The 26,071-nt window shown below is 56.2% G+C and carries 29 protein-coding genes, 1 tRNA gene and 1 other annotated feature; of the genes, 8 read left to right on the top strand and 22 right to left on the bottom strand.

Annotated features, from left to right (window positions below; genetic code table 11):
• Positions 1–23: 23 nt before the first annotated feature.
• Entirely contained in the window at positions 24–896 is an 873-nt protein-coding gene (locus J3353_RS00585) for a sugar phosphate isomerase/epimerase (RefSeq protein ID WP_156061145.1), read from the bottom strand.
• A gap of 195 nt (positions 897–1,091) precedes the next feature.
• On the opposite strand from J3353_RS00585, the gene J3353_RS00580 reads away from it, so the two are divergent.
• Positions 1,092–1,256 carry a hypothetical protein gene (locus J3353_RS00580; protein WP_156069864.1) on the top strand — a complete coding sequence of 55 codons (165 nt, stop codon included), beginning with the start codon at positions 1,092–1,094 and terminating at the stop codon, positions 1,254–1,256.
• Positions 1,257–1,471: 215 nt separating this feature from the next.
• Here the strand turns inward: J3353_RS00580 and J3353_RS00575 are convergent, their stop codons facing one another.
• The 7 genes from J3353_RS00575 to queA all read right to left on the bottom strand — a co-directional run bounded on the left by J3353_RS00575 (position 1,472) and on the right by queA (position 6,446).
• Positions 1,472–2,032 carry a TetR/AcrR family transcriptional regulator gene (locus tag J3353_RS00575; protein WP_207683854.1) on the bottom strand — a complete coding sequence of 187 codons (561 nt, stop codon included), beginning with the start codon at positions 2,030–2,032 and terminating at the stop codon, positions 1,472–1,474.
• 180 nt (positions 2,033–2,212) lie between these two features.
• Positions 2,213–2,288: transfer RNA gene (locus tag J3353_RS00570), tRNA-Thr, on the bottom strand.
• Between the two features lie 166 nt (positions 2,289–2,454).
• The gene (locus tag J3353_RS00565) at positions 2,455–3,237 is read right to left on the bottom strand and encodes a hypothetical protein (protein ID WP_207683853.1); all 783 of its coding nucleotides are present in this window, start codon (positions 3,235–3,237) and stop codon (positions 2,455–2,457) included.
• A 35-nt stretch (positions 3,238–3,272) separates the two neighbouring features.
• Positions 3,273–3,659: a TIGR04086 family membrane protein gene (locus J3353_RS00560; RefSeq protein ID WP_207683852.1), complete on the bottom strand. Its 387-nt coding sequence runs from the start codon at positions 3,657–3,659 to the stop codon at positions 3,273–3,275.
• 65 nt (positions 3,660–3,724) lie between these two features.
• Positions 3,725–4,045 (bottom strand): preprotein translocase subunit YajC, encoded by a 321-nt coding sequence (gene yajC, locus J3353_RS00555; RefSeq protein WP_005934224.1) that lies wholly within the window; start codon positions 4,043–4,045, stop codon positions 3,725–3,727.
• A gap of 83 nt (positions 4,046–4,128) precedes the next feature.
• Positions 4,129–5,274, bottom strand: a complete 1,146-nt coding sequence (gene tgt, locus J3353_RS00550) for a tRNA guanosine(34) transglycosylase Tgt (RefSeq protein ID WP_156061155.1) — start codon at positions 5,272–5,274, stop codon at positions 4,129–4,131.
• Positions 5,275–5,417: 143 nt separating this feature from the next.
• Complete coding sequence (gene queA / locus J3353_RS00545; protein WP_156075686.1) at positions 5,418–6,446, bottom strand: tRNA preQ1(34) S-adenosylmethionine ribosyltransferase-isomerase QueA; 1,029 nt, start codon at positions 6,444–6,446, stop codon at positions 5,418–5,420.
• Between the two features lie 154 nt (positions 6,447–6,600).
• Between queA and asd the strand changes: the two genes are divergently transcribed.
• The 5 genes from asd to J3353_RS00520 all read left to right on the top strand — a co-directional run bounded on the left by asd (position 6,601) and on the right by J3353_RS00520 (position 11,298).
• Positions 6,601–7,683, top strand: a complete 1,083-nt coding sequence (gene asd, locus J3353_RS00540) for an aspartate-semialdehyde dehydrogenase (RefSeq protein WP_035394444.1) — start codon at positions 6,601–6,603, stop codon at positions 7,681–7,683.
• 41 nt (positions 7,684–7,724) lie between these two features.
• On the top strand, positions 7,725–8,618 hold the full coding sequence (gene dapA, locus J3353_RS00535) for a 4-hydroxy-tetrahydrodipicolinate synthase (RefSeq protein ID WP_156069870.1): 894 nt from the start codon (positions 7,725–7,727) through the stop codon (positions 8,616–8,618).
• A gap of 78 nt (positions 8,619–8,696) precedes the next feature.
• On the top strand, positions 8,697–9,455 hold the full coding sequence (gene dapB, locus J3353_RS00530; RefSeq protein ID WP_098922361.1) for a 4-hydroxy-tetrahydrodipicolinate reductase: 759 nt from the start codon (positions 8,697–8,699) through the stop codon (positions 9,453–9,455).
• A 46-nt stretch (positions 9,456–9,501) separates the two neighbouring features.
• Positions 9,502–10,794, top strand: coding sequence for a CapA family protein (locus J3353_RS00525; protein WP_242700790.1), 1,293 nt, complete (start codon positions 9,502–9,504; stop codon positions 10,792–10,794).
• Between the two features lie 36 nt (positions 10,795–10,830).
• Positions 10,831–11,298: an ACT domain-containing protein gene (locus tag J3353_RS00520; RefSeq protein ID WP_207683851.1), complete on the top strand. Its 468-nt coding sequence runs from the start codon at positions 10,831–10,833 to the stop codon at positions 11,296–11,298.
• A 98-nt stretch (positions 11,299–11,396) separates the two neighbouring features.
• On the opposite strand, the gene tyrS is transcribed toward J3353_RS00520, so the two are convergent.
• The 14 genes from tyrS to J3353_RS00450 all read right to left on the bottom strand — a co-directional run bounded on the left by tyrS (position 11,397) and on the right by J3353_RS00450 (position 24,546).
• Positions 11,397–12,614 (bottom strand): tyrosine--tRNA ligase, encoded by a 1,218-nt coding sequence (gene tyrS / locus J3353_RS00515; RefSeq protein WP_097771118.1) that lies wholly within the window; start codon positions 12,612–12,614, stop codon positions 11,397–11,399.
• A gap of 66 nt (positions 12,615–12,680) precedes the next feature.
• Positions 12,681–12,933 (bottom strand) — a binding site (T-box leader).
• Positions 12,934–12,967: 34 nt separating this feature from the next.
• The gene (gene recN / locus J3353_RS00510) at positions 12,968–14,644 is read right to left on the bottom strand and encodes a DNA repair protein RecN (RefSeq protein WP_005934201.1); all 1,677 of its coding nucleotides are present in this window, start codon (positions 14,642–14,644) and stop codon (positions 12,968–12,970) included.
• 18 nt (positions 14,645–14,662) lie between these two features.
• Complete coding sequence (locus tag J3353_RS00505) at positions 14,663–15,151, bottom strand: arginine repressor (protein ID WP_005934198.1); 489 nt, start codon at positions 15,149–15,151, stop codon at positions 14,663–14,665.
• A gap of 28 nt (positions 15,152–15,179) precedes the next feature.
• A complete protein-coding gene (locus J3353_RS00500) occupies positions 15,180–16,031 on the bottom strand; it encodes an NAD(+)/NADH kinase (protein WP_097771968.1) in 852 nt (283 codons plus the stop codon).
• Between the two features lie 34 nt (positions 16,032–16,065).
• Positions 16,066–16,869, bottom strand: a complete 804-nt coding sequence (locus tag J3353_RS00495) for a TlyA family RNA methyltransferase (protein WP_035394439.1) — start codon at positions 16,867–16,869, stop codon at positions 16,066–16,068.
• A complete protein-coding gene (gene dxs, locus J3353_RS00490) occupies positions 16,866–18,743 on the bottom strand; it encodes a 1-deoxy-D-xylulose-5-phosphate synthase (protein WP_207683850.1) in 1,878 nt (625 codons plus the stop codon). Before dxs ends, J3353_RS00495 begins: the two co-directional genes overlap by 4 nt.
• A 36-nt stretch (positions 18,744–18,779) precedes the next feature.
• Positions 18,780–19,250, bottom strand: coding sequence for a divergent PAP2 family protein (locus J3353_RS00485; protein ID WP_005934165.1), 471 nt, complete (start codon positions 19,248–19,250; stop codon positions 18,780–18,782).
• Positions 19,251–19,278: 28 nt separating this feature from the next.
• Positions 19,279–20,160 (bottom strand): polyprenyl synthetase family protein, encoded by an 882-nt coding sequence (locus J3353_RS00480; protein WP_207683849.1) that lies wholly within the window; start codon positions 20,158–20,160, stop codon positions 19,279–19,281.
• A 12-nt stretch (positions 20,161–20,172) separates the two neighbouring features.
• Positions 20,173–20,388, bottom strand: coding sequence for an exodeoxyribonuclease VII small subunit (xseB, locus tag J3353_RS00475; RefSeq protein WP_223383781.1), 216 nt, complete (start codon positions 20,386–20,388; stop codon positions 20,173–20,175).
• On the bottom strand, positions 20,366–21,589 hold the full coding sequence (gene xseA, locus J3353_RS00470; RefSeq protein WP_207683848.1) for an exodeoxyribonuclease VII large subunit: 1,224 nt from the start codon (positions 21,587–21,589) through the stop codon (positions 20,366–20,368). Before xseA ends, xseB begins: the two co-directional genes overlap by 23 nt.
• Entirely contained in the window at positions 21,577–22,518 is a 942-nt protein-coding gene (locus tag J3353_RS00465; RefSeq protein WP_098922380.1) for a glycoprotease, read from the bottom strand. Before J3353_RS00465 ends, xseA begins: the two co-directional genes overlap by 13 nt.
• Positions 22,515–22,958 carry a transcription antitermination factor NusB gene (gene nusB / locus J3353_RS00460; protein WP_005933702.1) on the bottom strand — a complete coding sequence of 148 codons (444 nt, stop codon included), beginning with the start codon at positions 22,956–22,958 and terminating at the stop codon, positions 22,515–22,517. Before nusB ends, J3353_RS00465 begins: the two co-directional genes overlap by 4 nt.
• Before the next feature lie 19 nt (positions 22,959–22,977).
• The gene (locus J3353_RS00455; protein WP_005933700.1) at positions 22,978–23,358 is read right to left on the bottom strand and encodes an Asp23/Gls24 family envelope stress response protein; all 381 of its coding nucleotides are present in this window, start codon (positions 23,356–23,358) and stop codon (positions 22,978–22,980) included.
• A gap of 78 nt (positions 23,359–23,436) precedes the next feature.
• Positions 23,437–24,546 carry a hypothetical protein gene (locus J3353_RS00450; RefSeq protein ID WP_207683847.1) on the bottom strand — a complete coding sequence of 370 codons (1,110 nt, stop codon included), beginning with the start codon at positions 24,544–24,546 and terminating at the stop codon, positions 23,437–23,439.
• Between the two features lie 69 nt (positions 24,547–24,615).
• Between J3353_RS00450 and J3353_RS00445 the strand changes: the two genes are divergently transcribed.
• Both J3353_RS00445 and J3353_RS00440 read left to right on the top strand, forming a co-directional pair.
• Positions 24,616–24,903 carry a YabP/YqfC family sporulation protein gene (locus J3353_RS00445; RefSeq protein ID WP_223454142.1) on the top strand — a complete coding sequence of 96 codons (288 nt, stop codon included), beginning with the start codon at positions 24,616–24,618 and terminating at the stop codon, positions 24,901–24,903.
• Between the two features lie 12 nt (positions 24,904–24,915).
• Positions 24,916–26,052 carry a sporulation protein YqfD gene (locus tag J3353_RS00440; protein ID WP_207683903.1) on the top strand — a complete coding sequence of 379 codons (1,137 nt, stop codon included), beginning with the start codon at positions 24,916–24,918 and terminating at the stop codon, positions 26,050–26,052.
• Positions 26,053–26,071: the final 19 nt, after the last annotated feature.

The following is a 26,071-nucleotide window of genomic DNA, read 5'->3' as shown; positions in this document are numbered from 1 at the left end:
ATCTTCTCCTTTTTTCTGTTACGTTAGAATTTTGCCAGAATATCGCACAGTGCGTGATACTGTGCGGCGTAACCTTCAGCACCGTTTTTGTACTTGTTCTCACGGATGATGTTCTTTGCATCCGTGGTCTCAAGGCTCTGCAGGCTGTCAAACAGCACCAGATGCGGCTCCAGGGTCAGGAAGCCGGTATAACCCTCTTCCACGATGGCCTTGTGCAGCAGCTCGGGGATCTTTCCCTCGCCGGTGCCGCAGAGCACATTCTCCTTGTCGGTAGAAACGGCATCCTTGATGTGGATATATACAATGTACGGACGGAGAGCATCCCAGCATTTGGCGGTATCCTCGCCGCACTGTACAAAGTTTGCAAAGTCGAATGCGGACTTGAAGTGCGCGCTGTTCAGCGTCTGCATCAGGTCAACACAGCGGGAAAGAACATCACCATAGATATCCTTCTCGTTTTCGTGCATCAGGATCACGTCGTGCTTCTCAGCAATGGCAATGAACTTGCGCAGCTTCTCGATGACAGCGTCACGATAGTCGGCAGGATCCTTGCCTTCCGGCATAAAGAAGCTGAACATACGGATGTACTTGCAATTCAGGACCTTAGCGATCTCGCACAGCGTTTCCAACTGAGCACACTGCTTTTCAAAGCCCTCTTCATCATCGATCTTGACCTTGCCAATGGGACTGCCCAGGCTGGAAACGCCAACACCAGCGGCCTGCAGGCGGGGCAGCAGATCGGTCTTGACTTCCTCAACAGTAAAGTCGGCGATTCCTTTCTTATCTGCACTGCGCAGGCTGATGTAATGCATTCCAAGCTCACGGACTGTCTTGAGCTGCTCATCAAAAGAAGAGCTGATCTCATCGGCAAAGCCGGAAATATAAATATCCTTCATAAAAATCTCCTTTTTTGTGTAGGATACAAGCCTTACTGTAAGTAATATATCACAATTGTTAAAAAAATGCCGCACAAATCTTTTTCGGTTTTTTTAGCACGTTGTGCAACAGATTTTTCCGTTTTGTTGCATATCATAAAACAAGGTGCATCAAACCAATCTTGTGGGGTGAAAAAGGGAGAAAAACTGTGCAAAATGTCCATCTTTGACTTCGATTTCTTGGCAGCGAAAAACAGAGCAGCAGGATTTATCCTCTACCTGCTTGTCGGCTGGACCGGTCTCGGCCTTGCATTTGCTCTGGTTGACCTCCTGATCGTACTCCCTATTCCGAAGGACGAAAACGGAATGGTCGAGATCTGATCTCCGTTTCTTGACACGCAAAATCCCCTCAGAGCTCTGACAGTGCTGTCAGAAATCTCTGAGGGGATTTTGCTATGCATGTGGTAGAAGATCTCATACTCTGCATGGCGGTGCCATCCGCCGGGGATGCGTGTAATCTGCAGATAGAACAAGCCAAATGCATCCGCTGGGAACAACTCCGCTTTCCGCAAGTCCGCCATCCCGTTTCACCCTCCTCAGTGAAGATAGAACGAAGCCATACATTTGGCCAGATCCTCTGGTCGTTCTGCAAAGTTTCCATAGCGCCAGCTGTTGAAAAAACCCATATATGCCCCGATGAACGAGTTGCGGAAGTATCGATTTTCGCCCGGCAATGAAACGGGCCATGGCACAAACTGTCTTGCATCCCCGACTTCGATGTTGGAGATCAGAACAAGGATGATCTTCTCGCTCAACGCATCACTGAAAAAACTGGTCAGATGGCAATCCATCAGGACACAAAGGTTCTTTCGCTCCGCATACGTCCAGCGGAACAGCGCAGTCAGGTTTTTTTCCAGGGTACTGTACGCCGGCAGCTGCCCCGCAAGCAGGGTCATCTGCCGGTCGAGATAATAATCCAGCACATCGTCCTTGGATTCAAAGCTGCGGTAAAAGGTGGTTCGGTCGAGGTCTGCCATGTGACACAGCTCTGTGACGGAGATCTTTTCCAGCGGCTTTTTCATTAAAAGCTGAAACAGTGCCGTGCAAAATGCATCCTGATTTTTCTGCGCAACGGGGTTGATATGGTTCGTGTACATTGTGCGCTGTGTTCAGCTCCTTCCTCAAAATGATTGGCTTTATTGTACCATATTCTCTGAAATCTGCAAACAATCACATTACAGATGCAAAAACGATGCAAGAATCTTTTTTGTACAGAAACAGAATAACAAAAAAGTCCTATAAACCAGACGAAATTCATCGTAGATTCATAGGACTTTTGGAGCTACTGACCTGATTCGAACAGGCGACCTGCTCATTACGAGTGAGCTGCTCTACCAGCTGAGCCACAGTAGCACGCGTTCTGCAACGATAGATAGTTTAGCATAAAAGAGAATACCTGTCAAGTACTCCCTACGCAAAAACAATTCCGGAACTTTGCAGAAAGCCATCTCGTAATGATTTGCCCTATTCAATTCTTATCGTAGGCTTCACAAACTCTTTTGCCAGAGTTTTTTTCAGCTCAAATAAGTTTTGCCTGCCCTGCCAGATACAGCATCCCCACTGCCGCACCGCAAAGCGGCAGGAGCAGAAACAGCATCCGGGCAAACTGACCCAAAAGCGCGCCTGTACTGGGGGCCTGTCCTCCGCGCCCGAAGGCGGCTGAACAGAGCCTTCCGCTTACCTGCAGTGCGGATGCGCCGAACGTGCACAGCGTTCCGGCCGCAAGGGATGCAGGGATACCGCAGACGCAGAGCAGCACAAATGCTGTCCGTGGGTTCAAATCCACAAGCAGCCTGGACGAAAGCAATCCGGAGCCTGTCCCATACAGCATCGCAAAAAGGAAGATGGGCAGCGGCCCCAGGGCGGAAAGCCCCAGGAACAGCACTGCCGTCAGCGCACCTGCCACAGTGAGAAATTCCGTTCGGAACAGGCACACTGCTCCGGCGGCATCCTGCACAGAAAACAGGCTCTGCCAGCAGTTCAAGTAATAGGAAAGCGTTTCAGCATCGCCTGCCACACAACGCGCTGCCGCCACACCCGCCAGAAAGGTCCCCAGAAGGTACGCCGCCGCCAGAAGGATAGTTTCCCTGCTCGGCTTGCTTCGGCGTACAGCGACTCTCTCCGGTGTGTTTCCGTACCTCTCAGAGAACATTGCCGGGATGGATTGCCTTTCTTCCTGCGATGTCTCAGGATGAACTCCACCGTTCTTCTGTTTTAGCTGCTCTTCCTGTGCTGTCGGCATGATCGCTTCGGGCAGTGCTTTTGCTGCTGCGGTTTCCGGTGTTTCCTGATAGACCCACATACTTCCCTGTCCTCCTGTTTTTCTGCTGTAAATTCTCAATGCCGGTGCCGTTCTGTACGCAGGATGCTGAACACCCCGCCCAGACAGCCAAAAACGAATACCAGTGCAAAGCGGGTCAGCTGCATTTCCGTTGGTTCAATGCCCTCCGAAAGACCGAACCCCAGCAGAAGCAGAACAAACAGTCCGCCCTGTACAGCACCGCAGATAAGGCCTCTGCTGTGATAGAAAAACGCCATGAGCCAGCCGCTGCAAAAGCTCCCGGCACAGACAATGGCACTGACCATGGGCCAGGCAGTGCTCTGCGCAAGGCTCTGGTTTGCCATCAGGTAGGCCAGCCCGGCCATGCAGGCGGCGGTGAATACCCCACCAATGCCGAATGCAGCCAGTGCTTCCAGGATGGGTAACTTCTTCTGTTCCAACATAAAAACCCGCCTCCCTGCACTACTGTATGCAGAGGGGCGGGTAAAAAAGACCTTGCTTTTAGAAATTACTTCTTTGCGTTGGCAGGAGCATTGTCCATGTTCAGCTTCTCAACAGAGCTGATGGCATTCTTGGTGAAACGGATCTTCACACGGTCGGAACCGGTCTCCAGAACAAAGGTGTCATCCTTGATGGCGACCACACGGCCAACAATACCGCCGATGGTCACGACCTGATCACCGATCTCCAGAGCTGCACGCATGGCAGCATCCTTCTTTTCCTGCTTCTTCTGGGGACGATAGATCATAAAGTAGAGCAGGACCAGCATCAGAGCCAGGGTGAAGAACAGGCTGATATAGCTTTCAGTGGTAGTAGTCAGAAATTGCATGGGACAAAGTCTCCTCTCAAAATTCAGATAAACTCATTATAACCGCTTCTGCTCCCTCTTGCAAGGGAAAAGCATGAAAAAGCTCAAATTCTTGTATCCAGCAGCTTGACATAACGGTCATGGAAGGCGGTAAAGGTGCCTGCATCCAACTCATCGCGGATACGCTCCATCAGGTGGTTGTAGAACCACAGGTTGTGCATAACGGCCAGACGCATGCCCAGCAGCTCCTCTGCCTTGAACAGGTGGCGGATATAGGCACGGGAGTAGTTCCGGCAGGCCGGGCAGCCACAGGTGGGGTCAATGGGGCGCTCGTCACGCTCATACTTTGCGTTTTTGATATTGATAATGCCGCCCCAGGTGTTCAGGTGTCCATGGCGGGCATTGCGGCTGGGCATGACGCAGTCAAACAGATCCACGCCGCGGGAAACGGCCTCGATCATGTTGCCAGGGGTACCGACACCCATCAGATAGCGGATCTTATCCTTGGGCATATAAGGCTCCACCTCACTGATCATCTCGTACATCACCTCAGCAGGCTCACCCACAGCCAGACCGCCGATGGCGTAGCCGTCCAGCTCCAGCTCCGCGATCTGCTTCATGTGCTCTACACGCAGGTCAGCAAAGGTGCATCCCTGATTGATGCCGAACAGCAGCTGGTCAGGGTTGGTGGCCTTGCCCTCCTGCTTCAGGCGGGCCATCTCAGCCTTACAGCGCTTGAGCCAGCGGGTGGTGCGCTCACAGCTGGCTTTGGAGTACGCGTGCTGGGCAGGATTCTCCACACACTCATCAAAGGCCATTGCGATGGTGGAGCCCAGGTTTGCCTGGATCTGCATACTTTCCTCAGGGCCCATAAAGATGCGGTGGCCGTCCAGATGGGAAGCAAAGGTCACGCCTTCTTCCGTGATCTTACGCAGCTTAGACAGGCTGAACACCTGGAATCCGCCGCTGTCGGTCAGGATGGGGCCGTTCCAGCGGGTAAACTTGTGCAGGCCGCCCATATCGGCTACCAGCTGATCACCGGGGCGCAGATGCAGGTGGTAGGTGTTGCAGAGCATTACCTGGGTGCCGATCCGCTGCAGATCCTGCGCGGACAGGCCGCCCTTGATGGCACCGGCGGTGGCAACATTCTGGAAGGCAGGGGTCTGCACCGTGCCGTGCACGGTCTTGAACTCACCCCGCCGGGCGTTGTGCTCCTGCTTGAGCAGCTTAAAAGTGGTCAAAGAAGGCATAAGTTTTTTCCTTTCTGTGTACGGAAAACAGCCGTACAGCCTTGTGCCGCCGGGCAGGCGGCAGGTTCAGAAGTGGTGGATACCGAGCTGCCGAAACGGATCCGGCAGTGTTTTGGGCTTTTGGGAGAGCGGGTGCTGAGGGATCACAGGATCAGCATCGCATCGCCGAAGGAAAAGAAGCGGTACTTTTCCTCTACGGCAACTTTATAGGCAGCCATGGTCTTTTCGTAGCCGTAGAGGGCAGAGACCAGCATGATGAGGGTGCTTTCCGGCAGGTGGAAGTTGGTGATCAGGCCATCGATGCAGTTGAACTTGACACCCGGGTAGAGAAAAATAGAGGTATTGCCGCTGCAGGCCTTGATCTCGCCATATTTTGCAGCGGCGGCTTCCAGCGTGCGGCAGCTGGTGGTGCCAACGGCGATCACGCGGTGCCCGGCGGCCTTGGTTTCCCGGATGCGCTGAGCAGTCTCCTCGCTGATGGAATACCACTCACTGTGCATCTTGTGATCCGCGATCTCGTCCTCCTGCACGGGGCGGAAGGTTCCCAGACCCACATGCAGGGTAACCTCAGCAATTCCGACACCCTTGGAACGGATGGTATCCATCAGCTCCGGGGTGAAGTGCAGGCCTGCCGTGGGTGCAGCAGCGCTGCCCAGCTCCTTGGCATAGACCGTCTGATACTGGCTCTGATCTTCCAACTGCTTGGTGATGTAGGGCGGCAGCGGCATCTTGCCAAATTCATCCAGTTTTTCATAAAGGGTCTCGGTGTCATAATAGAATGTAACAAACTTGTTGCCATCCTCCAGCGTTTCGTCCACCACAGCGGTCAGGGTGCCGTCACCAAAACTAACCTTGGTGCCGGGCTGCATCCGCTTGCCGGGCTTTGCCAGGCACTCCCACTGATCTCCCTTGACCTGCCGCAGAAGCAGCAGCTCACACACAGCACCGGTGGGCTGTTTGACCCCCACGATGCGGGCGGGCAGCACCTTGGAGTTGTTGACCACCAGCAGGTCACCCGGCTCAAGATATTCCGGCAGATCGCGGAAGATCCGGTGCTGGATGCTGTCGTCCTTCTGGCTCAGAACCATGAGCCGGGCCGAATCTCTGGGGTCTGCAGGCTCCTGTGCAATGAGTTCTTTGGGTAAATCATACCAAAAATCTTTTTTTAACATGCTTTGCATTTGCCTTTCCGATGATTGACACGAGTGCCGTATCAATGTTATCATAAAATCTGTATAAACAGTATCTATTATATTGCAAGGTCGGCTTGTTTGCAAGCCGTGTTCGATGTAAATTTGCTTTTTATTGAAAGGAAAGGTGCTGGAAATGGAAAAACAGTATAAAGTTGGTATCGTTGGTGCAACTGGTATGGTGGGGCAGCGTTTTGTGACCCTGCTTGAGAATCATCCCTGGTTCAAGCTGACCACGCTGGCCGCATCCGGCCGCAGCGCAGGCAAGACCTATGAGGATGCCGTTGGCAGCCGCTGGGCAATGACCACTCCAATGCCCGAGAGCGTCAAGAAGATGGTCGTGCTGGATGCCGCCAAGGTGGAAGAGGTCGCTTCTCAGGTCGATTTCATCTTCTGCGCAGTCAATATGCCCAAGGCCGAGATCAAGGCACTGGAAGAGGCTTACGCAAAGGCTGAGTGTCCCGTGGTCTCCAACAACAGCGCAAACCGCTTTACCCCGGACGTTCCCATGGTCGTGCCTGAGATCAACGCGGACCACATTGAGATCATCCCTGCCCAGCGCAAGCGTCTGGGCACCAAGCGCGGCTTCATTGCGGTCAAGTCCAACTGCAGCCTGCAAAGCTATGTGCCTGCCCTGCATCCTCTGATGAAGGAGTTTGGTGTCAACAAGGCTCTGGTCTGCACCTATCAGGCCATTTCCGGTGCAGGCAAGACCTTTGACCGGATGCCCGAGATCGTAGATAACGTTATCCCCTACATCGGCGGTGAGGAAGAGAAGAGCGAGCGCGAGCCGCTGAAGCTGTGGGGCCACATCGAGGGCGATCAGATCGTCAACGCCGAGAAGCCCACGATCACTGCGCAGTGCTTCCGTGTTCCCGTTTCTGACGGCCACACCGCTGCCGTGTTTGTAAGCTTTGACAAAAAGCCCACCCAGGAGCAGATGCTCGAGGCCTGGGCTAACTTCCGCGGCCCTGCACAGGAGCTGAACCTGCCCAGCGCACCCAAGCAGTTCCTTCACTACTTCACTGAGCCCGATCGTCCTCAGCCCAAGCTGGATCGCAACACCGAGAACGGCATGGCTGTCTGCATCGGCCGCCTGCGCGAGGACACCCTGTTTGACTACAAGTTCGCCTGCATGAGCCACAACACCCTGCGCGGCGCTGCCGGCGGTGCCGTGCTGCTGGCTGAGCTGTTGGCGGCAAAGGGCTATTTTGACTGAACAACACGTTCCTGACGGAGCGTACAAAGGAGTTTTATACTATGAAGAATCCTGTCTTTACCGGTGCGGCGGTGGCGATCATCACCCCCATGTACGAAGATGGCAGCATCAACTTTGATGAGCTGGGCCGCATCATTGAAAATCAGATTGCACGGGGCACCGATGCGATTGTGATCTGCGGAACTACCGGCGAATGCTCTACCATGACCGATGAGGAGCAGCTGGCCGCCATCAAGTTTACGGTCGAGACGGTCAACCACCGGGTGCCTGTTATTGCGGGTGCTGGTTCCAATGATACCGATCACGGCTGTGCACTGGCAGCAAAGTCTGCTGCCTGCGGTGCCGATGCCCTGCTGCTGGTGACCCCTTATTACAACAAGACCACGCAGGCAGGTCTGGTGGCTCACTTTACCGCTATGGCCGAGGCGGGCGGCATCCCTGTTATCCTGTATAATGTGCCTTCCCGTACCGGCCTGAACATCACCCCCGAGACAGCGCTGGAGCTGAGCCGGAATCCGCTCATCAACGGCATCAAGGAGGCCTCCGGCAACATCTCTCAGGTGGCCAAGATCGCTCAGCTGTGCGGCGACGAGCTGAACATCTACTCTGGCAACGATGATCAGGTGGTCCCCCTGCTATCTCTGGGCGGCAAGGGTGTCATCAGTGTGGTCTCAAATGTCAAGCCTGAGCTGGTGCACAACTGCTGCAAGGCATGGTTTGAGGGTGACACCAAAACTGCCTGCAAGCTGCAGCTGGAGATCCTGCCCTTGGCGGATGCACTCTTCTGCGAAGTAAATCCCATCCCTGTCAAGTACGCCATGAATGTGCTGGGCTGGGAGGCCGGTCCCTGCCGTCTGCCGCTGGTCGAGCCCAGTGATGCCCACAAGGAGAAGATCGAGCAGGCACTGGAGGCCGAAGGTCTGATTCGGGAATAAACGAAACAACGCACAATGCCCGGTGGAAATGGTTTCTCCCGGGCATTTGCCGTTACAACAGAAAACGAGGAAACAAAAATGACGGATATTATCATTCAGGGCATTGGCGGCCGGATGGGCCACGCCCTCTGCGAGATGATTGCAAACCGGAGTGACTGCCGCGTGGTCGCCGGGATCGACCAGCAGGACGGTGAGCAGAACGGCATCCCCGTATACGACAGTCTGGATAAGCTGGACGGCAAGGGCGATGTCATCATTGATTTCAGCGCTCCTGCTGCTGTGGAAAAAGCGCTGACCTATTGCGAAGCACACAAGATGCCCATCGTGGTCTGCACCACTGGCCTTTCCGAAGAGCTGCAGCTGAAGGTGGTGCAGCTGTCCCGCATTGTGCCCGTGTTCAAGAGCGCCAACATGTCCATCGGCATCAACCTGCTGTCGGAGCTGTGCAAGCGTGCATCGGCCATTCTGGGTGCAGACTATGATGTGGAGATCGTGGAGCAGCACCACCACAACAAGCTGGATGCTCCCAGCGGCACTGCCCTGATGCTGGCCGATGCCATCAACGAAGAGAACAACGGCGCATATCATTATGTTTACGACCGTTCCTCTGTGCGCCAGAAGCGCGACCCCAAGGAGATCGGCATCAGCTCCGTGCGCGGAGGCAGCATCGTGGGCGACCACGAGGTGCTGTTCTGCGGTCCGGACGAGGTCATCACCCTCAAGCATACTGCATATTCCCGCAGTGTTTTTGCAAATGGCGCAATAAATGCTGCTGTCTATCTTGCAAAAAAAGAGCCGGGCCTGTACAATATGGGTAACATGATCGCAGAGCTGTAAGGTCTCTGCGTCTTCCACCATTTTGAGTGGCAGGAGGGCTGACGGAATGGAACAGGCAAGACACGCTGCATCCACGAAACGACATTCGCGGCACGAACTGCAGAACCGGCGAAAACGAAAACCCGTTTTTCTGAGGATGATGGGCGTGCTGCTGGTGGCTGGTGCGGCATTGGCCTGCTTGGGCTTCTGGCGCTTCCAGACTCCCGGCATCGTGCTTGGCCCTTTTGAGGACGAGCCTTCGACCGCTGAAAGCGTTTCCCCGCCCGAACCGGAACCGCAGCCTGTTACAACCACACTGCGTTTTTCGGCCACCGGGGACAATCTGATCCATGCTCCCATCTACAAACAGGCAGCCCGCCGGGCAGCGGAAGGCCAGCGATATAATTTTGACTACTGCTACGAGCACCTGCTGGATTTTTATGCCGCGCAGGATGTAAACTGGATCAACCAGGAAACGCTCTGCAGCAAGGAACTGGAGCCTTCCACCTATCCCTGCTTTTCTACCCCCGGTGAATGCGCAGAGGCTCTTTACCGGGCAGGCATCCAGGTGTTCAGTCTTTCCAACAACCACACCTACGATAAAGGTGCCAAAGGTATTGCAGCAACGCTGCGGTTCTGGGACGAGATGCCGGAAGATGTGGTCACGACCGGCCTGTGGTACGGAGAGAGCGATTATAGTACCATCCCCCTGCAGACGGTAAACGGTGTGACGATTGCCTACCTCTCCTACACCGACCACACCAATGGCATCCCGCAGAGCAGTGCCATGACGGCCAATGTCATCTACACCAGCCAGCGGGATGTGATGGAACAACAGGTGCGCAGGGCGTGTGAGCTGGCCGATTTCGTGGTGGTGGGAGTTCACTGGGGCGTGGAGGACAGCCACAAGATCACCCAGATCCAGCGGGACCTCGCCCAGCAGCTTTCCGACTGGGGTGCGGATGTTATTCTGGGCACGCACCCTCATGTGGTGCAGGATGCCGAGTGGAAGACCTCTGTGGATGGCCGTCAGACCTTTGTGGCCTATTCCCTGGGAAATTTCCTCAGCACCCAGAGCAAACCGGATCAACTCATCGGTGCCATCCTGACACTGGAGCTGAACAAGACGACGGACCCGGATGGCAGCGTTCACTGCGCTGTCGCTTCCCCGCAATTACATCCCACCGTGACCCACTATGATGCCGGTAAATCCAACGTCCGCACCTACCTCTTCCGGGATTACACGTCGGAACTGGCGCAGGCGCACGGTGTCCGGGCCGCCTACCCCAGCTTTGGGATAGAGTACATTCAGAACGTATTACAGACCAACATCAACAGCGCGTTTTTGGCGCTCGCCTGAATTTGCAGCCCTTTGGGGCAGATTGGAGTGTTCATTATGTATGGTGTTTCCAAAATCAACATTGAGCCCAGCCTGATGATGATCAGTGTACAGGATGTGGAGTTCAAGGGCAACAGCCTGGCCCGCTACCTGCAGATCTTTGCCGATACCGGCGTTGTGGTGGATATGATCAGTCAGAACGCCCCTCACGGTACCAACATCGATTTCAGCTTTACCGCATCTGCCAGCGATCTGACGCTGGTGATGAAGGCCATCTCTGCCGCCAATCTTGACAAGGATGCCAAGGCCTCCCCGCTGATCAGCGTTGGTTACTCCAAGCTGAACCTCTTTGGTGAGGACATGGTCACCAGCTGCGGTGTAGCTGCCCGGGCCCTGAACGCACTGGCCATGGCTGACATCGAGGTTCTGCTCATTACCACCAGCGATTTGGATATTTCTCTGCTGGTGCGCAGTGAGAACGAGGACTCCGCTTACGATGTGCTGAAGAAGGCCTTTGAGCTGTAAGCTGCCCTTCTCTGTGAATATCACATAAACGTAAAAAGCCCGGCGGCATCCAAAAATCGGATGCCGCCGGGCTTTTATCATACGCTGGTTCTAAAAGATTACAGGGTCACTTTGTGGTAGATCTTCTTGCCCTTCTTGATGACGATACCGTTCTTCAGCTGATCAGCGGTAAAGCTGACAGTGGGAGCAGCTACCTTTTCACCATCCACCAGGACACCGCCCTGCACGACCAGGCGGCGGGCCTCGCCGTTGGAAGCGGCCAGACCGGCCTTGACCATGAGGGTCAGGATGCCGATGGAGCCATCGGTCAGATCCGCTTCGGTCAGCTGAGTGGAGGGCATGTGCTCAGTGTCGGCAGCACCGCTGAACAGGGCACGGGCAGCGTTCTGGGCCTTCTCAGCCTCTTCCTCGCCGTGCACCATTTTGGTCAGCTCGTAGGCCAGGATCTCCTTGGCCTCGTTCAGACGCTGATCCTTCCAGGTGCTCATCTCATCGATCTGCTCCAGCGGAAGGAAGGTCAGCATCCGGATGCACTTCATCACGTCAGCATCGCCGACATTGCGCCAGTACTGGTAGAACTCAAAGGGACTGGTCTTGTTGGGGTCGAGCCAGACCGCATTGCCTGCAGTCTTGCCCATCTTCTTGCCCTGAGAATCGGTCAGCAGGGTAATAGTCATCGCGTAGGCATCCTTGCCCAGCTTGCGGCGGATCAGCTCAGTGCCGCCCAGCATGTTGCTCCACTGGTCATCGCCGCCAAACTGCATGTTGCAGCCGTAGTGCTGGAACATGTAGTAGAAGTCGTAGCTCTGCATGATCATGTAGTTGAACTCGAGGAAGGACAGGCCCTTCTCCATGCGCTGCTCATAGCACTTGGCGCGGAGCATGTTGTTGACGGAGAAGCAGGCACCCACATCACGCAGCAGCTCAACATAATTCAGGTTCAGCAGCCAGTCGGCATTGTTCAGCATCAGAGCCTTGCCCTCAGAGAAATCGATGAACTTCTCCATCTGCTTCTTGAAGCAGGCTGCATTGTGAGCAATATCCTCCTTGGTCAGCATTTTGCGCATATCGGTACGGCCAGAGGGGTCACCGATCATGGTGGTGCCGCCGCCGATCAGGGCAATGGGCTTATTGCCAGCCATCTGCAAGCGCTTCATCAGGGTCAGGGCCATAAAATGGCCTGCAGTCAGGCTGTCTGCAGTGCAGTCAAAGCCAATATAGAAAGTGGCCTTGCCGTTGTTGATGAGGTCAATGATCTCATTGTCGGTGATCTGGGCTACCAGACCGCGAGCCTGCAGTTCTTCGTAAAGGGTCATGGGATTATCCTCCTGTTTTATCGGGCAGAGGACAAAAGAAAACGCCCCCTGCCAAAAATGAATTTGGCAGAGGGCGAGAAAATCGCGGTACCACCTCTGTTTGCCGCCCCCTCACGGAAACGGCCTCACGAGTGCGCCCCACAGAGATGGGATACACTCCTGCGTTTGTAACGCTCGCACGCGGCACAGCCTACTAGCCAAAGCATTCAGCCTGCAACTCCGGGAGGTATTTCCCCTGTTGTTCTGCACACCCCTTGCACCAACCGGGGTCTCTCTGGGCAGACACTAACAAGGTACTTGTTCCCTTCAACGTCTTTCAACAAAAATCAGTTTAGCACAAATCAGCAGGGTTGTCAATCACCGGTTTCATGCTCGGCCAGCCCCAGCATCTCTCTGGCATTGGCACGGGAAAGCTCCGTGACATGGTCACCAGAAATGATATGCGCCAGTGCGTCCACTCTTCCCTCGGTATCCAGCGGGTGGATCTCGGTATAGGTTCGCTCATTCGTGATATTCTTCTGGATAAGCAGATGGCAGTCGGCCAGTGCAGCGATCTGCGCTGTGTGGGTGATGCAGAGGATCTGGTGATCTTTTGCGCTCTGTTTGAGCACCTCACCGATGCGGCTGGCCGCCTTGCCGGATACGCCGCTGTCGATCTCATCGTAGATGACCGTAGGCACTGCGTCCTTATCGGCCATGGCATTTTTGATTGCCAGCGTGATACGGCTCAGTTCACCGCCGGAAGCGATTTTTGCCAGCGGCTTGGGATCCTCACCGGGGTTTGTGGAAATATAAAACTCCACGCTGTCCTGGCCATGGCTGGCCAACGGGCCGCGGGTATGGCGCAGGGTCATGCGGACACCGGGCATGTTCAAAAAATCCAGTGTGCCGGAGATGCGCCTGTTCAATTCCTCAAAGGCTTTCAGGCGGGTCTGGGTCAGCACCTCGGCCTTATCCCGGGCAAGTACATAGAGCCGATGCTTTTCAGCCTGCAGATGCTCTGTCCGCTCCTGTGAGAATTGGATGCGGTCCAGCTCTTCCCTTGCCTGCTGTCCAAAGGCGATGATATCTTCCACAGTATCACCGTATTTTCGCTTGAGCTTGTAGATCAGATCCATCCGCTGTTCGATCTCATCCAGCTCTGCATCATTCGTCTCGTAGCCCTCCAGCCGCCCGATCAGGTCAGCAGAAAGGTCTTTTGCGGTGTAATAAAGATCCAGCAGCTGTCCGGCGGCAGCAGAAAGGCCGCTGTCCAGTTGGGCGGCTCCATCGATCGCATTGGAGGCTTCCCCCAGCAGATCAACGGCACCCGGGGCATCATCTCCGCCCGAAAGCAGCGCATAGCTCTGGGAGATGCGCTCCCGGATGGTGGAGGCATTTGCCAGCACCTTACGGCGGGCCATCAGCGTCTCCTCTTCGCCTGCGGTCAGGCTGGCATCCTCGATCTCCTGTACCTGATAACTCAGCAGATCGATCTTTCGCTGTTTTTCACCCTCATCGGTGATGATGGCATCCAGCTCCTTTTTGACCTTGATAAGCTCCCGGTAAACAGCATAATACTCCTGATACACCGCCCCGTTCTGGGCGTAGGCATCCAGGATACCCTCATGGCGGGCCGGGTTCAACAGGCCTACGGAATCGTGCTGGCCGTTGATGTTGATGAGCCCACCGCACAGTTCCCGCAGAATGGCTGCTGTGGCAGGCATTCCGTTGATGCGGCAGGTGCTCTTGCCCTCGGCAGTGATCTCACGGCTCAGGGTCAGCGCTTCTGAGCGCTCATATCCTGCCTTTTCCAGGCTGTCCAGCACTGCAGGCGGAACATCATCAAATGCCGCCCGGATGACTGCTTTTGCAGCCCCCGTGCGCACCAGATCCTTGGAGGTGCGGTTGCCCAGAATGGCATTGATGGAGTCAATCAGGATAGATTTGCCCGCACCGGTCTCGCCGGTAAGGACATTCAGGCCCTTCTCAAAATGCACGTTGGCCTTCTGGATGACTGCAACATTTTCAATTTGCAGACTGCTCAACATGTTCGTTCTCTCCTGCCTTTATTTCTGCCCGATGTAATGCCCAAGCTCGGTGCAAATGGTCTTTGCGTCCCGCTCTGAGCGGGCCACGATCAGAAAGGTATCGTCACCAGAAAGGGTGCCGACCACATTTTTCCACTTGAGTGCGTCAAACACCTCGCAGGCCGCATTGGCCATGCCAGAGTAGCACTTTACCAGCACCACATGGCCCGCAAAGTCCACCCCCAGGACAGATTCATGGAAGATGGTCTCAAACCGGGCCTGCATCTTGGGGTTAAGTGCCTCGCTGTGGCTGGAAACATAGCGGTAGCCGGTGGTGGTGGCAGCTTTGACAAGGTTCATCTCCCGGATATCGCGGGAAATGGTCGCCTGTGTGGCATCAAAACCTTCCTTGCTCAGGTACTCCAACAGAGTCTCCTGTCGGCTGATGGGATTCTCCTGGATCAGACGCAGGATGGTCTGCTGCCGCTGCTGCTTGCTTTTGTTATCCCCTCGGCTGGTGCGTCCCATGTGATCTTCTCCCTTCGTTGTGTTTGTGTCATCGTCTGCCGCGCAGTTTCTGGTCAATGGCCTGGAACTGGTCGGCCTTGCTGAAGGTGATGAGCTGCACGACCTGATCAGACAGCCGCACCTCCGCGGTGGCTCCGGCTTTTACGGAATAGCCCGCATTCCCATCACAACTGATAAAAACTTCTTCATCTGCCACCTGGCCCACACAGAGGTTGATCTTGCGCTCCTGCGCAAAAACCATGGCCGGGCTGGCAAGGCTGTGGGGGCAGATGGGTGTGACAACGATGCCCTTGGTCTGAGAATCAAGGATCGGCCCGCCTGCCGCCAGAGAATAAGCGGTGGAGCCGGTGGGCGTTGCCACAATGACACCATCGCCCCGGTAATGCTCCACCAGGATATCATCACAATAGATGCTGAAATCCACTGCCTGCTGCAGGCGGCCCTTGGTCATAACCACATCATTCAGGGCATGGCCCTCCCAGCTGTCATCCCCCAGCACACGGACATAAAGCAGCATCCGGTTATCCAGAAAATATTCACCCCGGGCTACGGCGGAGAGCTTGGCTTCCATTTCATCGACCTCACAGGTAGCCAGAAAGCCGCACCGGCCCAGATTGATGCCGAGAATGGGCTTTCTGTATTCCAGTGAGAGGTTGGCTTCATGCAGGATGGTGCCATCTCCTCCGATGGTCAGGATGACATCCGTCCGTTCCAGGCATTCCTTCTGGGTCAGATACTCCACGCCCATGGTCATGCACTCGGCCTGCAGGCCGTCCTGCATCAGCACCTGTGCCCCATGGGTCAGCAGGATCTGCGCCGCACGCTGGGAAATGCCGTAGGCCATAGCCTTGCCGGGGTTTGGGGAAATGTAGACGGTCATCGTCCGCGCCCTCCCTGATTTTATGGATTATGGTTCAGCGGTCCAGCGTAGAATGGCTGGATACCACCACCTGTTCAGCAACCGAATCATCCAGCGCACCGGGTTCATCGCTCTTCTGAACGAACATCAGATATTCAATGTTTCCCTCAGGGCCCTTGACGGGGCTGAAATCCAGTCCGCAGACCTTGAAGCCGTTGGCAGCAGCATAGCCCATGGCATTGTGCAGCACCTCACGGTGGGTGGCAGGGTCACGGACAACGCCGTTTTTGCCCACCTTTTCGCGGCCAGCCTCAAACTGAGGCTTGACCAGGCAGACACCCATAGCGTCCGGAGTGGTGATGGCCTGCGCCACCGGGAAAATATGATGCAGCGAGATAAAAGAGACATCTACACTGAAAAACTCGATTGGCTCTGCCAGCTGGTCAAGGGTCACGTTGCGGATGTTTGTGCGCTCCATATTGACCACTCGCTCATCGGTGCGCAAACTCCATGCCAGCTGACCGTAGCCCACATCCACTGCGTAGACCTTGACTGCCCCATTTTGCAGCATACAGTCGGTAAAGCCGCCGGTGGATGCGCCAATGTCCATGCAGACTTTCCCCTTGGGGGTCAGCGGAAAACACTGCATCGCCTTTTCCAGCTTCAGGCCGCCGCGGCTGACATAACCGATATCATGGCCGCGCACCTCCACCTTGGCATCTTCTTTGATCATCTCACCGGCTTTGTCTACCTTCTGTTCATTGACAAAGACCACGCCGGACATGATCATCGCCTTGGCGCGCTCACGGCTCTGGATCAGGCCATGCTGAACCAGATATTGATCCAAACGAATCTTCAAGATTCTGCTCCTTTCCATGTACGGATGGCCTGTGCCAGATGTTCTGCATCCAGGCCGGTGCTTTGCTTGATCTGCGGAACCGTCGCATGGGGCAGACGCACATCCTCCACACCACGATGGATATAAGCACCCTGCCATCCTGCTTTCCGCAGAGCCATTTCCAGATGCTCACCGATGCCGCCGCAGGCTACGCATTCCTCCGCAAGCAAAACAACGTCATATCTTGAAATTTCAGAAATAAGCTCAGGTGTAAAGGGATATATCTTTACAAGCTTATAAACATCACAGGGAACATTTTCTTTGCCCAGAAGCTTCGCCGCAGTCAGCACATCCTCGACTTCGTCGGCGTAACTGACCATTACAGTCTTAGCATCAGGGGCGGTATAGAGCCGGTCATATTCCCTGCCGGAACAGCCAAACTGCGCCAGTGCTGCGCTCTCACCACCGCGGGGATACCGGATTGCCCGGGGACCCTGCATCTCATCACTGAGCAGGATGGGCAGCCAGTGCCGCAGTTCGGCATAGTTGGAGGGCGAATAGACAGGAATTCCCACCTGACTGAGGAAGGCCGGGTCGAAGATTCCCTGATGAGTCTCGCCGTCTGCCGGAACAAAACCGGCCCGGTCGATGGCAAGGACAACATTCTCCTTCAGCAGGTTCACATCATGGATGATCTGGTCATAGGAACGCTGCAGGAAGGTGGAGTAGATGCAGACTACCGGCAGCATTCCCTGGCTGGCAAGGCCCGCTGCAAAGGTCACAGCATGCTGCTCTGCCATGCCCACATCAAAGAAACGCTTGGGGTGGGTGTGTGCAAAGAACTGCAGGCCCGTACCATACTTCATTGCGGCCGTGATGGCACAGATCTTCTGGTTTTCCGCCCCCTCCTTGTTCAGGACATTGCCGAACACCGTCGAGAAAGACTCCTTGGGAGCCACCTCAGGGTCCGGGATGCTGTTGACCAGATCAAAGGTCGAAACACCGTGGAAGTTACCGGGGTTGCTCTCAGCCGGGGCATAGCCTTTGCCTTTCTTGGTCACGACATGCAGGAAATGGGGGCCGGGCTGCCTGTGGATATCGCGCAGGATCCCTTCAAGCTCCGGCTCATTGTTACCATCAAAAGGACCATAATAGTGGAAGCCCATATCCTCAAACATGGTCGAATGATACATTGCCCTGCGCACCATGGCCTTGCTGTTCTGGATCGCAGATTTCAGCGGTGGGCCGATGACAGGCACGCCATCCAGAAAGGAACGCACATTTTCCTTGGCATCGTAATAGCGGCTGGTGGTGCGCAGATGGCTCAGGTAGCGGGACAACGCGCCCACATTCTTGGAAATGGACATCTTGTTGTCGTTCAGGATGACCAGCAGATTGTCCAGCCCGCCGATATTGTTCATGCCCTCGTAGACCATACCGCCGGTAAAGGCACCGTCACCAATGAGGGCAACCACCTGTCCCGGCTCGCCCCGCAGCTTTTTGGCCCAGGCAATGCCCACGGCCAGCGAGAGCGCGGTGTTGCCGTGACCGGCAATAAAAGCATCATGCTCACTTTCGTTTGGGTTCGGGAAACCGGAAATGCCATCCAGCTGCCGCAGCTTGGCAAAGCCCTCGCGGCGGCCGGTCAGCAGCTTGTGGGTATAGCACTGATGGCCCACATCAAACACGATCTCATCCGTGGGGGTGGTCAGCACCCGGTGCAGAGCCACCGTCAGCTCCACAGCACCCAGATTGGATGCCAGATGGCCGCCGGTCTTTGATACGTTATCCAGAAGAAATTCACGGATTTCTGCGCAAAGCTGCACGGTCTGCTGACTGGACAGCTTTTTCAGATCGCTGGGCTGAGAGATTTTCTCCAGCAAAGGCGAATTCATAAATTCACGTCCTTCTCACGTTTTGAAATGGGGCGCTCAGAGGCCCATAGGATAGAGGAAGCCGACCAGTATACCCAGTGCAAAACCGGCCATAACCTGCAGCGGAGTGTGACCAACCATCTCTTTCAGGTGCATATTCTGCAGGAAGGGATTGTTTTTCTCGGTCACTTCGATCCACTGCTCCAGCATCTTGTTCAGCACCTTGGCCTGCTCACCGGTCTCGCGGCGCACACCCATAGCATCGTGCATGGTGATGATGGCAACAACTGCGGCCACCGCAAAGATAGCCGAATGGATACCCTCGCTGCGTGCCGTAGCAATGACCATGGCCGTTACCGTGGCACTGTGGGCACTGGGCATACCGCCATCGCCCCACATCCGCTCCAGCTGGAACCTGCCCAGCAGGACGAAGTTGATGATGGTCTTGAGCACCTGCGCCACAAACCAGGACAACAGGGATACTGTAAGGATCTCATTGAACGTCAGGACGCTATGGATAAATTGCATGGTAGTTCCACCTTCTTATTTTTTCGGATCAGCTGCGGCGCACCAGCAGCTCTTTTGCCAGCTGCTCCAGGAAAGCGGCCTTTTCGCCAAATTCCGCGTGCAGGGAGGCGCAGGTCTCGTTGTTCAGTTTTTTTGCTAGCTCCATGGCACCCTCGGCCCCATACAAGGTCACAAAGGTGGTCTTGCCGTTCTCACTGTCGCTGCCAATGGGTTTGCCCAGCTGTTCGGCGGTGCTGGTCACATCCAGCACATCGTCCACGATCTGGAACACCAGACCAATGCCGAAGGCATAGTCCTCCAGCTCCTTGCACTGGGCCTCATTGGCCTGAGCAGCGGCAGCACCCATCTGAACAGCAGCATTGATGAGCGCACCGGTCTTGTTCCGGTGGATCAGCCGCAGCTGCTCTTCAGTGGCAGCCAGTGCCTCATATTTCAGGTCAAGCTCCTGCCCGTAAACCATGCCATGGCTGCCTGCACCAGCGCCCAAGGCCCTTGCGGCCCGCACACTGACAACGGGCGAAGCCGGTGCATTTGCAACCACGTTGAACGCCTCGGTCAACAGTACATCGCCGGCCAGCATAGCAGTGGATTCACCAAAGGCCTTGTGGCAGCTGGGCTTGCCCCGGCGCAGGTCATCGTTGTCCATACAGGGCAGATCATCATGGATCAAAGAATAGCAGTGCAGCATCTCGACCGCCGCCGCAAACTGCTCGGCTGCTTCAGCGCTGCCGTTGAGCATATCGCACACGGCCAGAACCAGCACTGCGCGGATGCGTTTGCCGCCGCCCAGCAGGCTGTAACGGGCAGCCCGGCAGACCTCAGATTCCTCGGGCAAAAAAGTCTCGCAGGCCTTTTCCAGTGCCTGATTTGCCCTGGCAAGATACTCTTGATACTGCTTCGCGTAATCCATGAAACTTCCTCCTTAATGTGCGGCATCCGGCCGGGGGGCCCGCTGCGCGTCGATCTCATCCAGCTGCAGCGTGGCCTTTTCCAGCGTACCGTTACAATAATCCATCAGGGATGCGGCTTCGGCATAGAGTTTGACCGATTCCGCCAGCGTTGTTTCCGGCTGCTGCATCTGTTCAAGGATGGCTTCCAGCCGGGTCATTCCATCCTCAAAGCTTTTGGGTGCTCTCATCCAGTTCCTCCACTGTGTTGACCGTGCAGGTCACGCGGTGTTCCGTGCCCCGGAGTTTACAGGTCTGCCCGGGCCGGAGTGCATCCGGCGTGCAGATCCTTCCCCTATTGTCCTGCACCATGGCATAGCCGCGGGCCAGTACACCGTAGGGGTTCAGGGATGCGGCAAGTGCCGCCGTATGCTTCAGACGCAGCTCTCCGGCCTGCAGCTTACCTCTGGCGGCAGTTTGCAGCCGCCCGGCCAGAGTATCCAGGCGGGCAGCACGCTCCTCCAGCGCTGCCTGTACACCAGCACGGGAAAGCAGCTGTTCGGTCTGTTCCAGCTTATTATAACATAAACTCAGCTTAAATTGGATACAATTGTGAATATTTTCTTCCAAAGTGCATAATTTCCGTCCTTGTTCGGCACGGTCGGGCACAGCAAGCTCTGCCGCCGCTGAGGGTGTGGGCGCGCGCTGATCTGCCACAAAATCCAGGATCGTAAAATCGATCTCGTGACCAATGGCGCTGATGAGGGGCGTTTTGCAGCGGTAGGCCGCCCGGGCAATGACCTCGGCGTTGAATACCCACAGGTCCTCCCGGCTTCCGCCGCCGCGCGCTACAATGATCTCGTCCACCCGCCCGCTTTTGTCCAGCCGGGTAATGGCATCGGCGATCTCCTCTGCCGCTTCAAAGCCCTGCACATTCACAGGAGCCAGCAGCAGACGCACTGCGGGCCAGCGCCGACCGATGACATTGCGGATATCCTGCAGTGCAGCACCAGTCTTGCTGGTAACAAGGCCGATACACTGCGGGAACCGGGGCAGCGGCTTTTTGTGCTCCGGTGCAAACAGTCCTTCTTTGTCCAGTTTCGCCTTCAGCTGTTCAAAGGCCAGCTGTGTCGAACCGATGCCGTCCGGAAACATGTCGTTGACATAGACCTGAAACGCACCGTCCCGCTCGTAAAGGGTCACACGGCAGCGCACCACCACCTTCATGCCCTCTTCGGGCTGGAAGCCCAGCCGCCGCGCATCGGAGCGGAACATCACAGCCCTGACGCTGGCGGCTTCGTCCCGCAGGGAAAAGTAGCAGTGCCCGCTCCGGGCGTTCTGTACAAAGTTGGCGATCTCGCCCCGCAGGGCCAGATCGAACAGAACATCATTCACGTCCAGCAGATTCTTGACGTACCGGTTCAGGGCCGAGACTGAGATCACTTCAGCCATAATCCAGCCTCCTGTGCGGCAAGAATGGACACACCGATGGCGTTGTCGCTGGAATACTGCCCGGGCACGAAATACACCTGCGGAAGGCGCTGCTGCACCCAGGCACGGATGATATCACTGCTCATCACACCGCCCGCACAGACCACCGGTAGGCCGGGGTATTCCTTCTGGGCGGCTTTTGTCATCTTCACCACGGTATCCGCTACACAAAGCAGGCAGTATTTGCAGACATACTCCGGGGTTTTGCCCTCATTCAGCAGGGCATTGCACTGATTTTCTAGCCCCGAAAGACTGCACTGCATCCCCTTCACGCTGGATCTTGGCTTAATGGGTTCCTCACACAAGGCAGCCAGACGGGAAACTTCCACACCTGCCGGGAAGCCAAACCCCAGCTTGACCCCCACACGATCCACTGCCTGCCCGGCGTATAGGTCGGTGCTGGTGCCCAGTGTGGTGATTTCCTTTACCTCATTGCAGAGCAGAAGATCCGTTGTACCGCCTGAGATGTGGAAGAGCAGCACTTTCTGGCGGAAGAGCTCTTCCCCTTTTGCTGCAAACAGCGCTGCCGCTGCGTGTCCCTGCTGATGGGTGGTATGGATGAGCGGGATGCCCCGGGCCTGCGCAAAGGCTGTGGCCGCGCTGACACCCGCCAGGAAGCAGGGCATATAGCTTCCCTCCACGGGGCGCGGCTTCTGGGAAACGCCCACTGCCGAGATTTGGGTCAGATCAAACTCCCGGCCAAGCTCCTCCAGCATCTCGGGCAGAGCCGCGGTATGGTGGAAGAGCGCATCACTCTGCCGCAGGCCCAGCTGGCCTTCCTTGACCGGCAGAAAACGTTTCTTTGCGCAAACAACCTCTCCGGCTGTGTGAAAAACCGCCAGAGAGGTTGCATAGTTGCTTGTGTCGATGCCCAGCGTATAGTGGCTCACTGTTCTTCCGACTCCACCGGCTCCGTATCCAGACCCTGCTCACGGGCAACAGCACCCAGCAGACCATTCACGAACTGATAGTCCTCATCTGCGCCGTATTTCTTGGTCAGCTCCACAGCCTCATTGATGACAACACCGGGCTTACGCTCGTCGCCATACAGCATCTCAGCCAGAGCCAGACGCAGGACAGTCAGGCTGACACGGGGCAGGCGCTCCATGGTCCAGTTGCGCAGATGGTCACGGATGAGGTCGTCCACCTCTGCAGAATGGCTGTAATAGGCACTCAGCAGGCGCTGGCCGAACACATCCACAGGACGCTCTTCCCCACACTCATTGTTCGTATCCAGTGCTTCCTGCAGGGGCACATCACCAAAGGTCTGGGAAAAAGCCAGCAGGAACGCATTCTCACGGGCTTCACGACGGGGCAAAATATTTTCCATAATCTTCCTCTTCTACTTTTTATTCCTGTTCCTCGGCCGCAAGGCCGGCAATGACAAGGTTCACACGGCTTACCGTGACATTGGTCATGTTCTGAACAGCAGACTTGACATTCTCCTGTACCTTTTCGGCCACAGCAGGGATCTTTGCACCAAACTTGACCACCAGATTCAGGGTCAGTTCCGCGGTACCGTCCCGCATCTCCACGGTAACAGGGGGCTGGATGCTGGCAGCAGCCAGCAGCTCCTTGACCTTTTTGTTCTGCTTGCCGCAGGAGACCTCGGACACACCGTCCACTTCCAGTGCAGCACAGCGTGCGATCTTGCCGATGACCTCGGTGGAAATTTGCAGGCTCCCGCCCTTAAGATCCATATTCTGTAAATCCATTCTATGGTCCTCCATCTAAAATAAGCGTGTGCTCATTTATTTTATTTCCATCTGTTCAGGGAAGCTTCCCTGTCATTGAATGCTTACGTCTTATTATAGCAAAGTTTTGGAATTTATACAACACCCACCTGCATTTCTTGCCATCTGTTTCTGTTCAACTTGACGGATTCCACTGCGCAAAGTGCAGGCTGCCATACAACACACTGCAAAGACGAGCAGGGCACAATCCGGCGGCACCCGCCGCATCAAAAGTACCCGGGCAGGCAGAGTGCTGAACACATCCGCCTCCCCGCCAGGCAGCAGCAGATAGAACAGGGCCAGTGAAAGCGGCAGATGGAGCAACCTGGACCGGTAGAGCGGGCGCAGGGTCATTTCCGGCGGGCAGATGGTGCGCACCTGCAGCAACACAGAAAGCCCCTGCACGCTCAGTGCTACACAGCAGAGCAGGCTCCCCCATCGTCCGGTGCGGGAGGCCAGGTCACAGCCGGAGCAGACTTCCAGCAGAATGGAACAGAGTGTGCCCGCACCGGCAGGCAAAAGCGCCCCTGCCCCGGCGGCCAGCATCCGGAAAAAGAGGATAAACCCACAAAGCTTGCAGTACGTTATGGCGGCATCGGCCAGGATCTCATCCAGCCGCGGCGGTGCAGGGGATGCTGGTGCTGCAGATTCCGGTTTGACCGAACGCACTCCTGCAAACCGGTTCAGCAGGGCGGCAGTCAGATAGTTTGCGGTGATCTGTGACGCAAACAGCAGCACGCCAAGCTCTGCACTGCCCAGCAGGCTCTGCCCCACCGTCAGAACCACAAAGGATGGCCCGGAACAGATACAGGCAGGTAGCAGGGCATCCGCTTCCTCAGCCGTAAGCTGACCGGTCCTGACTGCCTGCGCCGCAGCACTGGCCGCTGGTGCAAAGCCACCCAGGAACCCGATGCAGAGCACCCGTGCCGCACAGGGTGTGCGGATGCCGATGCCCCACGCCGCCAGACGGAACGGCAGGGCCAGCAGGTCGCTTTCCGGGCATTGGATGAGTAAGCGCGATACCACGAGAAACGGGAACAGCGAGAGCAGCAGCGGCCCGCTGCAGAGGGTCAGCCCTTCCCGCAGAGCAGCGGCACAAATCTCCGGCACTGCAAACGGCAGAATCCCTGCCGCCAGTGCCAGCAAAAACAAACCCGTCTGATCCCATCTGAAAAGCTGATTCATACACACGCCCTCCGGTTCCATATATATGTGATACGGGGCGCAGTTTTGCCCGGCGGGGAGGGAGCGGGTGTGAAACAGCAGAAAACCGGGCGGCTCTCCCTGCGCGGCTGGTTTGGTCGGATGCTGCGCCAGCCTCCCCGGGGCTTTTACGGCCAGCCGTCTGTCTATCTGAGCGGCGGTGTGATGGAGATCGAGCACTTCCGCAGGGTGCGCACCTATGAGGAGGGCAGGCTCTGCCTGGAATTTGCGGGCGGGCTGTTCACCGTGTATGGGGACGGGCTTAGAATCGAAACGCTGGCCGCTCACCGCATTACCCTGCGGGGGCGGTTCCTGCGCACGGATTTTTCCAGCAGTTAGGGGGGATGCAGCATCTTACAGCTTTGGGCCGGGGCAGCATTTTCTGCCCGGAACGGTGATACCGATGGCCTGCTCTCCGAAGCTGCACGGACAGGCCTGCATCTCACCGACATCTTCCCTGCTCCCGGCGGCTTTACAGCCCGATGTGCGGCATGGCGTTACCTCCGGCTGGCAAAACTTGCCCGCAAGCGGCGGGTGCATCTGCGCATCCGCAAAAAGACAGGGCTGTTTTTTCTCCTGCGGCCCTACCTCCGGCGGCGGGGGCTGTGGGCCGGGCTTTTGCTGTTTGTGCCGCTTTTGCTTTGGTCACAGGGCCTTGTCTGGGCTGTGGATGCTTCCGGCCTGACGACCGGCCAGCAGGCGCGGGCAGCTTCCGTGCTGCGGGAAACCGTTTCCCTGATGCCGGGCAGTATCGTCACGCAGGAAAAACTTGCCGCCGGGGAATATGCGCTGCTCCAGAGCGGTGAGTTCTCGTGGGTCAGCCTGAATTTTCTGGATGGGCGGCTGGAACTGGAAGCGGCAGAAGCCAAACCGGTGCCGGAGATCGCCGCCGGAACGCTCCATGGCCTGCGGGCAAAGGCTGCAGGTACGGTGGTCAGCACAAACCTTGTCAGCGGGACGATGCTGGTGATTCCCGGGCAGGCAGTGGAAAAAGACCAGGGACTCATCGGCACTGCCCGGGCTGAACGGGACGGCACGCTGATCTTTCAGCCTGCCGCCGGAAGCGTCCGGGCACAGTTCGAGTGGGAGTTTGCGGAAGAGCTTCCGCTGATGGCTGCCACATACCAGCTGACCGGAAACACTGCCGTTCAGCGAAGGCTTTTCCTTGCCGGGCAGGTGTTCCCATTGCCTTCCCTTTTCTCCCCTGCGGACGATTCCACGGCGGTCACACGGCATCTTCAGCCAGAGCTTCTGGGGCTGACGCTCCCGCTTTCCGTTAAGGAAACCACCTATTACGAACAGGCAGAAAATGAAATTCATTCCTCAGAGGATGAAGCCAGAGCACTGGCCCGTCTGCATGGCTTACAGGCCTTGCAAAATGATTACCCGGACGCAGAATTTGTGGCGCAGAAAGTAGATGTCACAACCGAGAACGATATGCTGCATTACCGGGTAGTCTACACCATCATTGCTGATATCTGCACCTGAAAACGGCCCGGAGTTTCTC

This window comes from Faecalibacterium sp. Marseille-Q4137, from assembly GCF_017377535.1.
GTDB lineage: Bacteria > Bacillota > Clostridia > Oscillospirales > Ruminococcaceae > Faecalibacterium > Faecalibacterium duncaniae.
The sequence above is the reverse complement of the archived record's forward strand: the minus strand, read 5'-3'. Positions and strand labels throughout refer to the sequence as shown.

Coding starts and splice junctions, on each gene's coding strand:
- J3353_RS00585 (WP_156061145.1), bottom strand. CDS start 896: ATGAAGGATATTTATATTTCCGGCTTTGCCGATGAGATCAGCTCTTCT.
- J3353_RS00580 (WP_156069864.1), top strand. CDS start 1,092: ATGTCCATCTTTGACTTCGATTTCTTGGCAGCGAAAAACAGAGCAGCA.
- J3353_RS00575 (WP_207683854.1), bottom strand. CDS start 2,032: ATGTACACGAACCATATCAACCCCGTTGCGCAGAAAAATCAGGATGCA.
- J3353_RS00565 (WP_207683853.1), bottom strand. CDS start 3,237: ATGTGGGTCTATCAGGAAACACCGGAAACCGCAGCAGCAAAAGCACTG.
- J3353_RS00560 (WP_207683852.1), bottom strand. CDS start 3,659: ATGTTGGAACAGAAGAAGTTACCCATCCTGGAAGCACTGGCTGCATTC.
- yajC (WP_005934224.1), bottom strand. CDS start 4,045: ATGCAATTTCTGACTACTACCACTGAAAGCTATATCAGCCTGTTCTTC.
- tgt (WP_156061155.1), bottom strand. CDS start 5,274: ATGCCTTCTTTGACCACTTTTAAGCTGCTCAAGCAGGAGCACAACGCC.
- queA (WP_156075686.1), bottom strand. CDS start 6,446: ATGTTAAAAAAAGATTTTTGGTATGATTTACCCAAAGAACTCATTGCA.
- asd (WP_035394444.1), top strand. CDS start 6,601: ATGGAAAAACAGTATAAAGTTGGTATCGTTGGTGCAACTGGTATGGTG.
- dapA (WP_156069870.1), top strand. CDS start 7,725: ATGAAGAATCCTGTCTTTACCGGTGCGGCGGTGGCGATCATCACCCCC.
- dapB (WP_098922361.1), top strand. CDS start 8,697: ATGACGGATATTATCATTCAGGGCATTGGCGGCCGGATGGGCCACGCC.
- J3353_RS00525 (WP_242700790.1), top strand. CDS start 9,502: ATGGAACAGGCAAGACACGCTGCATCCACGAAACGACATTCGCGGCAC.
- J3353_RS00520 (WP_207683851.1), top strand. CDS start 10,831: ATGTATGGTGTTTCCAAAATCAACATTGAGCCCAGCCTGATGATGATC.
- tyrS (WP_097771118.1), bottom strand. CDS start 12,614: ATGACCCTTTACGAAGAACTGCAGGCTCGCGGTCTGGTAGCCCAGATC.
- recN (WP_005934201.1), bottom strand. CDS start 14,644: ATGTTGAGCAGTCTGCAAATTGAAAATGTTGCAGTCATCCAGAAGGCC.
- J3353_RS00505 (WP_005934198.1), bottom strand. CDS start 15,151: ATGGGACGCACCAGCCGAGGGGATAACAAAAGCAAGCAGCAGCGGCAG.
- J3353_RS00500 (WP_097771968.1), bottom strand. CDS start 16,031: ATGACCGTCTACATTTCCCCAAACCCCGGCAAGGCTATGGCCTACGGC.
- dxs (WP_207683850.1), bottom strand. CDS start 18,743: ATGAATTCGCCTTTGCTGGAGAAAATCTCTCAGCCCAGCGATCTGAAA.
- J3353_RS00485 (WP_005934165.1), bottom strand. CDS start 19,250: ATGCAATTTATCCATAGCGTCCTGACGTTCAATGAGATCCTTACAGTA.
- J3353_RS00480 (WP_207683849.1), bottom strand. CDS start 20,160: ATGGATTACGCGAAGCAGTATCAAGAGTATCTTGCCAGGGCAAATCAG.
- xseB (WP_223383781.1), bottom strand. CDS start 20,388: ATGAGAGCACCCAAAAGCTTTGAGGATGGAATGACCCGGCTGGAAGCC.
- xseA (WP_207683848.1), bottom strand. CDS start 21,589: ATGGCTGAAGTGATCTCAGTCTCGGCCCTGAACCGGTACGTCAAGAAT.
- nusB (WP_005933702.1), bottom strand. CDS start 22,958: ATGGAAAATATTTTGCCCCGTCGTGAAGCCCGTGAGAATGCGTTCCTG.
- J3353_RS00455 (WP_005933700.1), bottom strand. CDS start 23,358: ATGGAGGACCATAGAATGGATTTACAGAATATGGATCTTAAGGGCGGG.
- J3353_RS00450 (WP_207683847.1), bottom strand. CDS start 24,546: ATGAATCAGCTTTTCAGATGGGATCAGACGGGTTTGTTTTTGCTGGCA.